11 protein-coding genes are annotated in these 15,722 nt (G+C 45.0%); 8 read left to right on the top strand and 3 right to left on the bottom strand.

What is annotated here, in order from left to right:
* Window positions 1-7 precede the first annotated feature (7 nt).
* Window positions 8-976 (bottom strand): TIGR03756 family integrating conjugative element protein, encoded by a 969-nt coding sequence (locus tag BM329_RS05440; protein WP_092550036.1) that lies wholly within the window; start codon window positions 974-976, stop codon window positions 8-10.
* Entirely contained in the window at window positions 973-1,371 is a 399-nt protein-coding gene (locus BM329_RS05435) for a TIGR03757 family integrating conjugative element protein (RefSeq protein WP_092550033.1), read from the bottom strand. Before BM329_RS05435 ends, BM329_RS05440 begins: the two co-directional genes overlap by 4 nt.
* Window positions 1,372-1,684: 313 nt before the next feature.
* Between BM329_RS05435 and BM329_RS05430 the strand changes: the two genes are divergently transcribed.
* From BM329_RS05430 to BM329_RS05410, 5 genes are all read left to right on the top strand, one after another.
* Complete coding sequence (locus tag BM329_RS05430) at window positions 1,685-3,442, top strand: type VI secretion system baseplate subunit TssF (RefSeq protein ID WP_092550030.1); 1,758 nt, start codon at window positions 1,685-1,687, stop codon at window positions 3,440-3,442.
* A gap of 36 nt (window positions 3,443-3,478) precedes the next feature.
* Window positions 3,479-4,027, top strand: coding sequence for a contractile injection system protein, VgrG/Pvc8 family (locus BM329_RS05425; RefSeq protein WP_245759014.1), 549 nt, complete (start codon window positions 3,479-3,481; stop codon window positions 4,025-4,027).
* Window positions 4,027-4,662 (top strand): GAD-like domain-containing protein, encoded by a 636-nt coding sequence (locus tag BM329_RS05420; protein WP_092550027.1) that lies wholly within the window; start codon window positions 4,027-4,029, stop codon window positions 4,660-4,662. Before BM329_RS05425 ends, BM329_RS05420 begins: the two co-directional genes overlap by 1 nt.
* A gap of 99 nt (window positions 4,663-4,761) precedes the next feature.
* Window positions 4,762-5,397, top strand: a complete 636-nt coding sequence (locus tag BM329_RS05415) for a GAD-like domain-containing protein (RefSeq protein WP_092550024.1) — start codon at window positions 4,762-4,764, stop codon at window positions 5,395-5,397.
* Window positions 5,398-5,469: 72 nt separating this feature from the next.
* A complete protein-coding gene (locus tag BM329_RS05410; RefSeq protein ID WP_092550021.1) occupies window positions 5,470-5,610 on the top strand; it encodes a GAD-like domain-containing protein in 141 nt (46 codons plus the stop codon).
* A 111-nt stretch (window positions 5,611-5,721) separates the two neighbouring features.
* Here the strand turns inward: BM329_RS05410 and BM329_RS05405 are convergent, their stop codons facing one another.
* On the bottom strand, window positions 5,722-8,985 hold the full coding sequence (locus BM329_RS05405; protein ID WP_092550018.1) for an Ig-like domain-containing protein: 3,264 nt from the start codon (window positions 8,983-8,985) through the stop codon (window positions 5,722-5,724).
* Between the two features lie 460 nt (window positions 8,986-9,445).
* Between BM329_RS05405 and BM329_RS05400 the strand changes: the two genes are divergently transcribed.
* The 3 genes from BM329_RS05400 to BM329_RS05390 are packed head-to-tail and all read left to right on the top strand — an operon-like array spanning window position 9,446 to window position 15,718.
* Complete coding sequence (locus BM329_RS05400) at window positions 9,446-9,739, top strand: hypothetical protein (RefSeq protein WP_218153255.1); 294 nt, start codon at window positions 9,446-9,448, stop codon at window positions 9,737-9,739.
* A 40-nt stretch (window positions 9,740-9,779) separates the two neighbouring features.
* Entirely contained in the window at window positions 9,780-15,377 is a 5,598-nt protein-coding gene (locus BM329_RS05395; RefSeq protein ID WP_245759013.1) for a two-partner secretion domain-containing protein, read from the top strand.
* A complete protein-coding gene (locus BM329_RS05390) occupies window positions 15,377-15,718 on the top strand; it encodes a hypothetical protein (protein WP_092550012.1) in 342 nt (113 codons plus the stop codon). The genes BM329_RS05395 and BM329_RS05390 overlap by 1 nt, the downstream gene beginning before the upstream one ends.
* The last annotated feature ends 4 nt before the right edge of the window (window positions 15,719-15,722 follow it).

The following is a 15,722-nucleotide window of genomic DNA, read 5'->3' as shown; positions in this document are numbered from 1 at the left end:
TTTTTCCTTATAGGTCCGTACTGCCGAGAAAACGTTGCCCGCGCCGCTGGCAACAGCTGTAGGGCTGCCACAGGGCATACGCCTGATTGCTGTCTGCCGCCGCTGTGTGGCGGCCATCCGGGAATACTGCACAGAACTGACTTAACTGTGGTGACAACCGTTGCCATTGGTGATTTTTCGTGCCGGTATTTTCTTGCACCGGCTCTGGCGGCCAGTAGCCGTCACGGCGTTGCCCGGCCAGTGGCTGATAAACATGGGGCTGCCCGGTACGGGTGATAATGTCCGCCACCCGCTGTGCCACCACGGCAGCGGCTTTATCCTCATCGGCCTGCGTGACAAAACCGGAACGGGGGTAGAGATTGCCCCACATATTGCCCGCCGGCTGGCTGCCCAGCTCACGCAGACCGGGGACAAGGGCTTCAGGATAAAGCGATTCCGGCAGCCCGCTGCGCCACGCGACGGTATCCAGTGTGCTGAGAAAATAGGGCATCAGCGGGGTGGCCGCACTGCGACAGGAATACCCCGGGATTTGTCCGCCAATCAGAGTGGTAGCGGGATGCCCGATGGCATCGGCGTATTTGAAACGCAGATGGAAACTCTGCTTCCCGGCAACCTGAACCGTGTGATTACCGCCGCCGGTGGTCAGGCCGGATAACGCCCCCGTTACCGCATTTTCCAGTCCGCCGGATAACGGGCTGATGTGAGCCATTTCAGACCACGGGTTGCCGCCGGGCGCATGATAGGTGGAAACCACTGCCTGCGGCAGGAAATGGGTCACTTTGACCGAGGTTTTCACCGTGCAGCCGTGCCAGGAACAAAACAGCCAGTAACAAATGCCGCTGACCCGCCATTGAATGCAGGATGGCGAGATACTACTTGCCACAATTTGGGCAGTATTGAGGGTGGCCTGTGAAAAAGGAGTAAACGCCGCGGCCAGCGTGATAACCACCGGAAAAGCCAGGCGTGACGGATTCATGGCTGATGCTGCTCCCTGAGCACACTCGCTTTGGCCATATCGGCCGTGCCATACACCACGTCACGATCATCAAACACCACCGCCGGGTATTTGCGTACACCGGATTGCCGGGCATGGACAACAGCACGATAAGCGTTGATAAGTTGCTGTTCCTGCTCACGCCACTGAGGAGACTGAAGGATGGCCCGGACCTGAGTTGCCGCCTGTTGTGAGTCTGCGGGAAGGCGGGCAAAGATCTGCCTTTGCTGTTGCTCCGGGGCATCCAGCCAGATTACCTGTGTCTCGGGGGGCAAATTAACCGGCGGGTGCTGACTGTCAGTATAGATCACCGTTTTGGCCCCGGTGGACAGTGACACCATCCATCCCATCAGGAGCAGTAAACCCGGCTTTTTCATCGTGTCCTTTCCATGTTATAAAACTTCAGAGCAGCGTGAAGAAAGCCGGCACAAAAGTCAGCAAACAATTCATTTTTGCAAAATGCAAAAAAACATCGGCCTCAGTGCCCTTGCCTTGCCCTCCCCGCCATAACGGGTAGCGTGGCTAAGATTTTTCCCAAATCATCAGAAAATTAAATTTCATTAAACATGCTAATTAATAATCCCGTACAATAATCCGCCATTTCTGACAGTGTGCTGATTTTATATAAACTTTACGCATAACATGCCGATTAATTATTCATCGGTACATTAGAATAAAAAGAGAAACCCAATGAAAAACAACAAGGAGTCTATGTACCTGCGGGAAAGAGCCTACCTGCGGGAACTGGCTCAACGCGTGGCGAAAGACTCGCCGCATTTGTCCGATTTTCTGACCCTGTCCCATGATCCCAGTATTGAACGGGTTTTCGAAGCATTTGCCCTGTTGATTGCCCGCTTACGGGATAAAATTGAGGATGATTTCCCCGAAATTACCCACGGCATTCTGTCCCGTATCTGGCCGTCAGCCCTGAGTCCCGTTCCGCCCACGACGGTCATGCAGTTTCATCCCACCGACGGAGAACATCAGGGTACCGTTGACATCCCGGCAGGCACGCCGGTTTCCGCTGATGTCAACGGGCAGTTACTCACCTTTAAAACCTGCCGTTCCCTGCATATCGAACCCCTTATCGTGCGGGACAGGACAGTGAAGAAAACCGGCACACACAGTGAGATAGTGCTGACGCTTTGCCAGACAGGCACGCCTTCCCTTGTCTGGCAAAGCGGATCACTGTCTTTTTTCCTCGGTACGGACAATGAACGGGCAGCACAATTAAGTTTGTGGCTGGATCAGCATATCTGTGATATGTACCTCAGAACGCAGGGAGAACAACGCAAACTGAATAGTTTCCCTTATGGCTGGCATAGCTTGTTCGATGCTCCCCTCCTGCCGATGAGAAATCGCACTTATGCCGGCCTGCAATTACTGCTGGAATATTATGCACTGCCCCACCTGTATAACTTTATGACGGTGGATATCAGCGACAGTTGCCGGGAAGTTCCGTTAAATGCCGACGGCAGCTTTGAGCTGGTTTTTCGTTTTGAAGGTGAGTTGCCGCTGGATAATGTCGACGATGCTTTTTGGCCTGGCTGTGTTCCGGCCATTCATCTGGAAACCCTGACCAGCCTTCCCCTGCCGCTGAGTGAGGGCAATCATCGTTATCCCCTGCTTCTTGGCGAGTCCGTGCAGTTGTTCCGGCTGCGCGATATTCAGGTGGTTCAGCAACCTGATGAAACACAGCAACGGGGCTCGCCCTGCCGCTATCTGTCCATCGGCCAGTTTACGCCGTCATCGCCCAGTCTGGCGGAAGACGGTGAGCCGGAGACGTTTTATTATTTGCTCCAGAACGAGCGTGATTTACTGGGCAGGCTCACGCACCAGCTGCATTTTTTTGACCTGACCGGCAAACCGGCTCAACACCTGCCCGTCCTGTCCGTCGTGGGGGATATTCTGGGTTATCACACGCAGGCCATCACCTTAAAACCCGGTGAAATTACCCTCACGCAGGAAGGTTCCCCGGCCCATCTCAACGTACACAATATTCTCCCCGTCTCCGCCGATTATCCGTCCCTGTTGCAGGACAATTCCGGCTGGCCATTGCTTTCCTGCCTCTCCAGCCCGCCGGTGTTGTTATTTGCCACCGACAGCCTGAAACAGTTTCTCCGCCTGTTTGACCCTTACCCCGAACTCAGTCGCCCGCTGAGCCGCCATATCCGCTGGCATATCGACGGCATTGTCCGGGTGGAAGAACACCTTACCGATCGCATGAAGCGGGGACGTCCTGTCCGCGGGCACTGGGTGGGACTCACGCTCAACCCTGACTGTTACCACAATCCGGGAGAAATGTACCGCTTCTGCCGGTTAATCCATGAAGCCATGGCGTGTTTTATCAGCCAGTCCACCTTCGTCAGGCTGGAGGTTTATACCCCAGACACGCGCGGCGTCTTGTGGGCATTTAAGGAAGTCTACGGAGCACGCAGGGAGATGTAAGCCATCAAACCCTCACAACAAGGAGTCAAGCAAAACATGATGAAGAATATCATTGACAGACTGCCCGCCGCCAAAAGTGGATTGCGGTTTACTTTTCAGGTCGCGGGGCTTCCCGAAGATACGTTCAGCGTGGGGGAGTTTTCCCTGCAGGAAGGGTTATCCGAGCTGTTTACCCTGAACCTGACACTGGTCAAAACCCACAGCCTGAATCCGTTCAAGCCGTTAGACGAGGTGGATTTAACCGCCTTGCTGATGCAGGAAGCCGTGTTGCAAATCTTTCACGGCGTACAGGTGCAGCGTAAAATCACCGGTATCATCTCTCACGCTGACTGGGCCGGCACCGACGGCAATAAAACCCTGTATACCCTGACCGTTCGCCCGGCACTCTGGCGCCTGACGCTCAATCAGGAGAGCCGGATATTCCATCAGCAAAATGGACCCGCTATCCTGAATGGTCTGCTGAAAAAGCACAAAAAACGGATAAAATCACTTGATAATGCAGCTAAAGAAGCTCTGGACAGTGGGTTAGGTGATGCCAAAATGAATGTACAATTAGAATTATGCCGAGGTAAGGGGAAAAAGTGATGCGTGATGAAGATTTCGAACTCTTTATTGAAGATATGGGAGAAGCCACTCAACACAGGGAAGTTCCTGCTGAAGCCATAGATAAATGGCTAGGGAAACTTCCAGGGCAGTTATTATATTATTGGAAACATGAAGGCTGGAACAGCTATCAAGATGGATTATTTAGCATAGTAAATCCCGATGATTATGAAGACATCGTTGATATCTGGCTGGAAGATACCCCATTCGAATCTATGGATTCTTATCATGCTATTGCACGATGTGGTTTTGGTAAGATCTTCCTTTGTGGTGAGAATACTGGAATTAACTTATCGATTGACTGTCTATTTAATACTCTTATTTACTCTAAAAAAAGAGCACACAAAAAAGAAAGGAAAAAGTTGGATCAAGAAATATCCTCCTTTTTTGGAATAAAGTCTCCTAATGATCTTGATTTAAAAGGTGGTACAAAAACAGGTATTTTTGCCAAAGCTGTCGAAAAACATGGCCCACTAGGTGAAAACGAAATATTTGGTTTTGAACCCGCCATTATTTTAGGTGGCGAAATCAAACTTGAAAATGTCAGGAAATTAGATATGCACATCCACCTTGATATTCTTCGCCAATTCGATGATCCTGATATATTTGAAATTTGATTTTCTATTTCGCTGATATTTATCTATTGACTAAGGTGGCTGTATAAAAAGCCACTTATTTTCTTATGTTAGAATTATGTCGGGATAAGGGAAAAAATAGTGCGTGACGAGTTTTTTGAGTATTTTATTGAGAAAATGGGAGAAGTCACTCAACACAGGGAAGTTCCTGCTGAAGCCATAGATAAATGGCTGGGAAAACTTCCAGGACAGTTATTATATTATTGGAAACATGAAGGCTGGAACAGCTATCAAGATGGGTTATTTAGCATAGTGAATCCTGATGACTATGAAGATATCGTTGATATCTGGCTGGAAGATACCCCATTTGAATCCATGGATTCTTATCATGTTATTGCACGATGTGGTTTTGGGAAGCTTTTCCTTTGTGGTAAAGAAACTGGGATTAATTTATCAATTGATTGTCTTTTTAATACCATCATTTATTCTTCAAATAGAGCTTATAAAAAAGGAAAGGATGATTTAAATCACGACATACTTTCTTTCTTTGGAATAAAGTCACCTAATGATCTTGATTTAAAAGGCGGCACAAAAACGGGTATTTTTGCCAAAGCTGTCGAAAAACATGGCCCGCTAGGTGAAAACGAAATATTTGGTTTTGAGCCAGCCATTATTTTAGGCGGCGAAATCAAACTTGAAAATGTCAGAAAATTAGACATGCATATTCACCTCGATATTTTGCGTCAATTCGCCGATCCAGATATTCAGGAAATTTAACTTTTGATAGTGTTATTTTTATAAAGTGACTGCGTATACAGTCACTTTAATTATCTTATCACAGGAAAAATAATGCGTGATGATAATTTTAGTTACTTTATTGAAGAAATTGGAGAAGCTACTCAGCATATAGCAGTACCCTCTGGAGCAATAGAAAAATGGAGAGGTAGGCTACCTGATAATTTACTTAATTATTGGAAATTTGAAGGTTAGAACAACTATCAGAATGGTTTATTCAGTATAGTAACCCCCGATTATTATGAAGGTATTGTCGATATGTGGCTGCTTAATACAGCCACCTGCCTCACCTATAATAGATAAATGCTATCCACCACACGCAAACGCCAGCCGATGCCAGGCATTACGCGTCCAGCTATCCGATTCTGCCCAGAATGCCCATTTTGTCTGCGCATCCATTGAACCGGAACTGCCAGAAAGATAATCCGTGGAAACCATATAAAATTCCCTCACCCAGCCTTCATAGTGATAAAAATTTCCCCATTCTTCATAAAGCCGTTCAAGTGCATATTTGGGCGCAATCTGGCTGCTGAGTGATTGGCAAATTTGCGTTGCATTAAAATAAAAATCTTGCGTCAGGCCTGAGCGCTCAAACCAGGTAGAGCTTGTTAAGGTCAGTACCACCTGCTGCCCTGCCTCATCGGTCCCTGTCAGTCGCACACCATCGGGACGTTGCTGTACGACCACCGTATCACCGGATACCGTGACCGCCGGAGAATCACTCTGCCAGTTCACCCGGCCTGTATTATCGGCGATGATGATGCGAAATTTCGCCCCCCGCCAGAAAACTGAAGGCCCACGAGCACCAAAGGCTTTCTGGTTGGCGTTACCGCCCTGACTGTCAACGGCGACGGTATCGGCAATACGTAATGGCGGGATAAAATCGACTGTGGGTGAAATAACCGCCCGATCATCAATAATGGCTGTCACTGAAGCGGTGCCTGCCTTCTGGCTGCTCAGTGTCGCGCGGGCTTCGCCGTTTTCATCGGTTTCAATCTGTGCGTCTGTAAAGTGACCGTTATCTGAACGCCACCAGACAGGAATACCCGCAGTGGGCTGTCCGGTCAGGTTTTTCACCGCCACGGTCAATATGACACTATCCTGACCATTGGCAATCATGCGGGTTTTATCTGCACGCAGGGTGGATGTCAGCACGTCATCAAACCAGAGCGTCGGGGCGGTCACCGTCTTATCATCAACCTGGATCCATACCCGATGCTCCCCGGCAACGGTGCTGGTCAGTTGAATTTGTACCTCCCCCTGAGAGTTGGTTCGGGTTTCTGCTGATGACAGGACACCGTTGTCGGTGTGCCAGATAACGGCCTGATCTTTAACCGGTAACCCCAGCGCATCTTCAACAATCGCAGTCAGTACGATAGCCTCCTGCCCGTCGCCGCTGGCGTGGGTTTTATCCGCAATGATAACGGATTTCAACTGACGCTCAAACGTGACCCCGCCCGCCGTGATGATGGTACCTGACATGTCAGCCCGGACACGGGCAACACCGGCTTTCCGGCTGATAATCCGTGTGTGGGCTTTTCCCCTGCTGTCAGTGGTAACCTGTTCATCAGCAATCTGGCCATGATCCGTTGACCAGACGATTTCCCTCCCTGCCACTGGCTGGTCAGCCGCATCATGCGCGTCAATCGTGCAAAGCACACTGTCCTGTCCATCAGCAATGGCCGTGCTTTTGTCACAGATCAACGTATGGGTCAGTGCGGGTAAAAATTCAACCGGTGATGCCATAAGCGTTTCTTCACCGATAGTCACCGACACCTCTGCGATACCGGAGGGCAAACTGACTAATGCAGCAGTGGCCTGCCCGTGATTATTGGTTGTTGACGAAGAACTCAGGAACTTGCCACGGCTGGCTTGCCACTTAACGGTCTGATGAGGAACGGGAACGCCGGCGGCATCCTTGACGGTAACGGTAAACGTCACGGCATCCTGACCATCCGCTTTGGCCTGTGTTTTGTCTGCGGTGATAACAGGTTTCAATACCGCACTGAAGTGCACCGGCAAAGCCACAGTGACATTATCACCGACCGAGACCTGTACGCTATGCTCCCCGTGATGATGGCTGCTCAACAACACTGCCGCCAGCCCCTGTGTATCAGTTTTCTGTGTGGTTTGTGAAAGTTTGCCTTTGTCACTTGACCAGCTCACCGTTTGATCGGGAACAGGCTCACCGTCACGATCTTTCACCATCACGGTATACATCACACTGTCCTGACCGTCCGCCCTTGCCTGCGTCCGGTTTGCGGTGACCTGCACATGGGTTTCCGTCGGCTGGATAAAAAGGGTGGTTTCCGATGGCCGGGAACGATTGCCGTACTTATCAATGGCAATGCCGGAAAGCCGGATCATTTTATCGGTGGCTTTCGGTAAAAGCAGCATAACCTTATCAGGCATCTGGTGAATAATTTTACCGCCGGCTTGTTGTAGTTCATCGGCCCGGAGTTCTAAACGCGCAAGGGGATATTTGGAGGTAATCCGTGGCGTAAAGGTGATGATTCTGCCTGCATCGCCTTTAAGCTGAGCGGGAAAGTCCAGTGTTATCAGCGTTTGCTTGCGGTAATCCAGTACCATATCATGATTCCGGTTGACAAAATCTGTCCGTCTGAATGTCAGGCTGCGTAATGGCGCGACGGCACTGGGATCAAGCTGTTGTGCCAGCGGGACACCCAACTGGTAATTGAGTGCCAGCGTAAAACGGTTATCCCAGTGATCCTGTTTTCCCTGCCGGACATCCGCGCCCAATGTGACTAACGGCACCGGTGTGTATGTCAGCCCGGCCGTCAGGCTGTAAGGATTATGCTGACGTTTGCTGTTACCAAATAAATCCACTTGCTGCCCGTAGTACTGTTCAAACATCACCTGCCCGCCCCAGTGTGGCAACGCAGGTAACCCGCCTTCTACCCGGATATCCCAGCCATTGGCGGGGCGTGCATCATAATCGCTGACTTGCCGGGACGTTTTCCAGCCGGATAAGCGCTGGTAAAGGTTGGCAGAGAGTTTGAGGTTATCACGCCACGCTTCTGCCCCGATGCTGTAGCGATGGTGTTGAGCCGGCCACTCAGCATCCCAGAACACATTAGCCCCCCAGAGCCAGTTATCACTCAAATAGCGGTATCCCATACCAAAATGGGTGGTCGTCTGACCGTGCCCGGTTTTAACGCCCCACTGGCCGAATGCGGTGTAAGCCGGAGTGGTATACCACGGCAACATCCAATCCAGTGCAGCTTCTTTTAACGAAAAAGCGTGATCAAAGGGGAGTGAGATCCGGGCATTGCCGAACTGGTTGAGCAACGGGGTTAATGTGGCAGTGACTGCCGATGACAGCTGCTGGGCAGCGATTGATTGTGCGGCTTCGGTGGGGGATTGCGATTGGTGAAGTTGGTGTCCTAATTGTGAAGTGATTTCAGCCAAGTTATAAACTGCATGGTTATCTTCATTTTGAAGTTCTGATATGGCTTGGCTGTGAAAACTGAATGAAAGGCTCAATAGGCCAATAATCAGAGATTTTGAACCATCAAACAAGGATGAGTGCGATTTTTGATATACTGGCATATTACCCCTTCCATACTTCTGGAAAAGGACAACATAGCGAATGGAATAATAAATATGCCTTTTAATTCTATTTTGAATTTTTAGAATTAATAAACCCTGATTAGATTAAAGATTGTTTTATAACTGCTTAATAAAAGACTATACAATTAAAAAAAGCACATATTTTTACATTTACTAACCTGCATTTATTTTTACGTAATGAATTTTTTTAATAAAATTAATAACCTAATTATAAGAATAACGAATAATTTCTAACTAAAAAATTAATATATTAATATTAAGCATGAGAATGGATTTCAATATAAACAATACAATTGGTTAAATATAGACCAAATGAAGATTATTTTTCACATTGAAATTAAAAAAACAGCCCAGAAAAACACAAAACTATAAGAATATTGTTTTAAATTTACATTTATATATAATGCAACGCCATTCTTACCCTGCATGTAATTTAATTATGCCTCTTTATTCTTTAAGCAGAATTTCTGCTTATTTTTCAGGTTTATTGATCTTTGCTCTGTTAATTATTTCAGGAACATCAGCGGCGGCATCGTTTATCAGCCCGGTTGATCAAGATGCCATTACCCAGCAACAAAAAGGCTTGTTACAACAAGCTGAACAACAACGTGATGAGATCCGCAATAGCATTACGTTATCACCGCTCACAGCACCGGCATCTGATGATGAGGGATCGTTTTGCCATTCTGTTCATCATATTCAGTTTGAAGGTACAGAAAATCTCTCCATATAATGCACAGACACAGGTACACAACAATGGCAATGTGCCGGTAGTGAATATTGCTGCGCCCAATCATGCCGGCATCTCTCACAATACCTATAACGAGTTTAATATCGGCACTCAGGGCGCCATATTAAATAACGCCACACAAGCGGTTAACTCTCAACTGGCCGGTCAAATCAGTGCCAACGCCAATCTGCAGGGAAAGGCGGCCGAACTCATTATCAACGAAGTCATCGGCAGCAGCCGTTCTGAACTGCTGGGGCAACTGGAAGTGGCCGGTCAGAAAGCCAACGTTATGATTGCCAATCCGAATGGTATTACCTGTGATGGATGTGGGTTTATCAATACTTCCGGTGCCATACTGACGACGGGTAAACCGCAATTTGATAAACAGGGTGCACTGGAAGCCCTGAAAGTGACAAAAGGCCAAATCACGATTGGTGGTAAAGGGTTAAATGGTCAGTCAACAGATTATGTTGATATTATCAGCCGGGCGACAGAGCTGAATGGAAAAATTCAGGCCAAGAATCTTGCACTGACTCAGGGCGCTAATCAGATTTCCTTCACAGACGGCACGGCAAAGACCATTGCCGGAGAAGGGAACCGTCCACAGTTAGCTGTCGATACCAAAGCCCTGGGCGGGATGTATGCCAATAAAATTCGTCTGGTTGCCACGGAAAATGGGGTTGGGGTCAACCTGAAAAATATTACCAGCCATCAGCAGGATATTACGCTTAGTTCAAATGGCAAAATGGAACTGGGCAATATTAAGGCTAAAACCGACTTAAATGCCGGGGCTAAAGAAATTAATATCGGACCGAATTCTCCCGTTCAGGCAGAACGGGATATCGTTCTTGCCAGCAGCAAACTGAGTAATAAAGGCAGTGTGACTGCCGGGCAAGATATGCGGATTTATGGTGACACTATCAGCAATGCAGGGGCGCAAGCACTGCTACAAGCCAATAACAATATGTGGATCCAAAAAAATGCAGAAGGGTACAAAAACGAGTTAGTTGAAAATAAGTCCGGTACCATAAAAACAAACAGTGGTGACTTAATCATCAGAACTCAAAACCTAGTTAATGAGAAAGAAAATGTACAAGTCACTAAAACAAACCACCAAATAAATTCTAATGCTGGCTATGGAGATAACCCTAAATTCAAATTTGATTTTAATAAACCCATTCTTATCGATAGTCGCCATAAAGATATTAAACTGGAACATGCTGATTTTGTATCAAATGTTGATAGCAAACAGGCGGTTATTGAATCAGGTCATGATGCTTATTTATATGGGGAAAATTTAACCAACAAAAATAGTAATATCTCTGCAAAAAATAATTTAATCCTGACAGGAACACATTTAAAAAACAGTGGAATTTATTTTGGATTATTAGAGAAGTATAAAGAATATTTTCATTCGGAAGATAGAGAAAATATTTTAAATAGAGATATATTAATATGGAAAAACAATGGTGTTTTTCAATCAATATTAAGTGCTAAAAATAGTTTGGTTGCTGATTTTAAAGAATCAATATCTATAAAAAATGAATTGCCGAGTGAAGCTAACAATATCAATCAAGTAATTTATGGTAATAATTATGTAGCTTTAAATGCAAAAAACATTTTGCTGCATGCTAAAGATGTCTATCTTTCAAATGAAACAAAAGCAGATAAGGATGTGAGTGTCATTGCTGATAACGCAGTTAAAACATCATTAGCTGTGTTAAATTCGGGAGAAAATATATCTATCGCAGCACGTTATGATATTAATTTATTAGACAGTAATTTAAAAAGCAAAAATATTTCCTTAATCAGTAATAATGGTAACGTAAATGTAAAAAATTCATTAAGAGCTTTTTATTCAGATAATACTCGCTTATTGAGTAAATTAGATGCTTCTGCCGATTTAAGTATTTCAGCCGGGAAAGATATTTATCTTAAAGATACATTGTTTGTATCTAAAAGTAAAAATATCGCATTCAATGCAAATAAAGATATTACCATTGAGCACACTGATGATTTATTAAACCACCATAACCCAATTCAACAACTTTCAACTGACCAGGAAGCAAAATTATTTGATAGTTTATCCCCTACTGCAAAATTAGATTCATCAGGGTCTATTTTAATCAACAGTGGTGGAAACCTGTCCTTAAACAGAGTGAATTTAGATGCTGAAAAAGATATTGATCTATATGCTGGCTACAATATCAATCAATATTCAAAAGAATTTGAACCAAACCATTTCAGTGTTTCCACGGTAACTAAAGCACCTAAAATTCAAACTCATATCAAATCCGGAAACAATCTATTAATTAATGCACAACATGATATCACCTTAGAAGGTTTAGATATTTCCACTCAAGGTTCAACAAATTTATTAGCCGGAAATTCAATAAACTTATTAGGTATTCCCTATTTTTTTGAGAATAATGGGGTAGAAGTCTTAAAATATTCACTCCCCGTTATTGCTATACCACCAAATAAAAACATTATTACAACCATTAAAGCCCATAAAGATATTAATCTAATATCTGGCGGTGAAATTTTAACTGAAGGTTCAAAATTATCGTCAAATGGCAATATTTTAGTCTCTTCAGAAAAGAACATGAATTTTGAGTCAATCACCCTTTATAAAAATAGCTCCAAGGATGGTTATAAAATTCAACAAATAGCCAATGAAGTCTCTGAGTTAACTGCAGGTGGAATATTAAAACTCTTTACTAATGGGAGTATTTTATTTGAAGCCACTAAATTAACTGCCAAAGGATTAGGCGCGGTTTGGAAAGACCCTATTCCAATGTCAAATCATAGTGGTCCCGTAATTAATGCAGAAGCTAATATGAGATCAGCTCAAGAAAAGCTTGAAATCATTGCAAGAGAAAAATCTCCTATAGAGAAAGAAGTCAATGAATTAAGACAAATCATTAAAAATGAAGAAGATCGATTAATTAAAATTTATGATGGAATCCATGATGAATTTAAAAAAATAAACGCAATGAATGCACAAGCATATACAGCTCTTATAAAAATGAGGGACGACCGAATTGCAAGAGCAACCAAAGAAGACAGAGAAAAACTAGCACCTAAACAGAATAAATTCAATGAAATAGAGTCCAGATTTAATCAGGCTAAAAATATTTTGGCTACCGCGAATAATCAATTGGCTCAGGCTAAACAAGAGGCTAAAAATAAAGGTGACTCTGAAATAAAATTACAAGCGGATATAGATGCCCATAATAAGGCTGAAGCCATGCGTATCGGCACTATCGATGTGGCGGCTAAAGGGGGATATTTATACGCCAAAGCACAACAGAATTCAGAAAAACGTGAAATAACCCGAAAAAGTTCAAGTGGTGGTTTCTTTGGGGGCACTAAAACAACGACTGAAATTAGCCACAAAACGGGTCATGACGTCGGCGAATTTATTGCTGCCGGCAATATTACCATGCTCAGTCATGATGACAGTACGTATGAAGCGAGTAAAATAGAAGCCGGTAAAAATATCCGCCTTATTAGTACACATGGTAAAGTTAATTTTACTGCCATGCCAAATACGTCGTTTGAGCAAATAACCAGTAGCTCGAAAGGTTTATTCATCAAACAATCTAATAGTGGACATAATAACACCACCTGGACATTACCAGCGATATCTTCGGGGAGTTTATTTACTGTCGAGGCTAATTCAGGCATTAACGCTGATATTAAAACACAGAAAAGCCAATCTCTGAAAACGGCATTAAGCATTCTTGGCGAAAATCCAGAAGCAGCCTGGTTAAAAGATTTAAACAACCGACATGATATAAAATGGAATGAAGTTCAGGATGCGTATTCTAATTGGGATTATAGTCATCAACAATTAAGCCCGGTAGCCTCTGCGGTTATAGCAATAGCAGTAGCGGCAGTGACCGCGGGATCGGGTTTAGCTGTTTCGGCTGGCGCATCAACAGCGTCTACAGCGACGGGAGTGGGTGCAGCGACGGCCGCAACAGCAACGACTACAGGTGCTTTTGTTTCCGGCGCAACCATTGCCGGTATCTCATCTTTAGCTTCTAAAGCAGCAGTGACCCTGGTTAATAATCAAGGAAACTTATCTAAAACGTTTAGAGAGCTAGGCAATAGTGATACGGTAAAATCAACCATTACTTCCATGGCCATTGGTGGTGCGTTGGCCGGATTCGATCAAGCCATGGGCTGGAGTGCGGCGAAAGATGGGGCTAACGCTGCTGCTTCATCAACCCACTCAAATATCCCGCTATTAAGTAAAGGTGCAGATTGGAGCAAAGTCGCCCAACGTGTTGCTGGACAATCCATTATCAGCTCCAGTTTAAATACCACCATTAATGGAGGCAGCTTTAAAGATAATTTCGCTACAGCATTGCTTGCTAGTGCTGGAAATCAAATTAATGCGGAAGGGGCAAATGTTATCGGAGACTATGGCAAAGTACTCGGTACTCCTGGCAAGGCCATTAGTCTTGCTGCAGTATCGGCTATTGCCGCACACATTGGTGGCGGAGATGCCAGAGGCGCAGCCGCTGGCGCACTCGCCGCTGAACTTGGTGCGCTGACACTGGCTAAGACATTTAATGATCCCGCACAAATTCTGGCCGGTGGCAAAATCATCGGTGGTATTGCCGGTGCATTTGCTACAAACAGTGCACAAGGCGCTAACAGTGGTGCAAATGCCAGTGAAATCGTTCTTGAACATAATTTCTTTGCACATGAGTTGATTGAATTAGATGAAGCAATCAAAGCAGCAAAGAAAAAAGGAGAAAACACTGCTCCTATCTTTGAAAGAACGCGCAATAAACTGGCAGAACAGCGAGAATCTGTCAAAGCCGAGTGTCAGGCCAATCCGACTATGTGTGCTGTTACACTTAGCGAATATGCCAATCAGGCACTGGAATCCGTCGAGACCTTTATCGGCAGACTGTATTTTGATAATAGCGTTATTGCATTCACACATGAAGAATCGGCTAAAGATAACGCCGTTATTGAAAATTATACCAATGGCTCTGGGCAGATACTAGCGTATGCCGTTAACGGTGCGAAATTTCTGAGTGGCGAAGACACTAAATTTTCGATGACCGGAAAAAGCATCAGGACGCGGATCCACAATCAACAGGCCAATCAGCCCAGTACTTCCTCTACAGGCCCAGTGATTATTGTAGACTCAGGTAAAAAAAGAGCCTGGGATAAACAAATGAATAACCCGGTACCTAATGCAACTTACCATGTGGATGGGAACAAAACCTACCGTACTGACGCCTTAAGCCGGCCGGTTAGCGTTGAGGCGTCATTAACTCTGTCAAGTAATGATCGCAATTACTATCAGCAACGTAGGGTCGGTCACCAAGGTAATGCAGGAGATGATGGCGGTCATTTGATAGGCACGATTTTCAATGGCCCGGGTGAAAAATTGAATATGGTGCCGATGGAATCCAGCTTAAACAGATATGGCGCATGGAGAAATATGGAGAGAACTTGGGCTGATGCGTTAAAAACGGGTAAGACAGTTGATGTAAAAATACAGCCTAGATATAGTGATAATAGTGCTCGTCCTAGTAGTTTTGATGTAAGTTATACTATAGGCAAAGATAGGCCAATTGAATTAAACATTAAAAATGCAGCAGAGGGTAAATAATGAGTTTGGATGATAAGATATATGCTGAAATTGGTCAGATACTATACAATGCAGCCCCTAATGATGCAAAAAAAATCATAATGGATACAGAATTATCTCCTGAGGGAGATTGCTGTCAGTTTAAATATGATTATATTAACTCAGCTGATGAGATGAATTGGTTTTCCCCTCAAGGGAACGATGGATTAACAAATGAAAGAATTAGAGAATTGTTAGTTTCACTAAGACAATTCTTTGTTGAAAACATTCATTCGGAACAACCACCTCATTGGTCAGGTTGTATAGTGACGGTTGATGTAGAAAAAATGAAGCTCAATGTCGACTTCAAATACGAAGACTAATCTG

This window comes from Xenorhabdus koppenhoeferi, assembly GCF_900116635.1.
GTDB classification, from domain to species: Bacteria; Pseudomonadota; Gammaproteobacteria; order Enterobacterales; family Enterobacteriaceae; genus Xenorhabdus; species Xenorhabdus koppenhoeferi.
The sequence above is the reverse complement of the archived record's forward strand: the minus strand, read 5'-3'. Positions and strand labels throughout refer to the sequence as shown.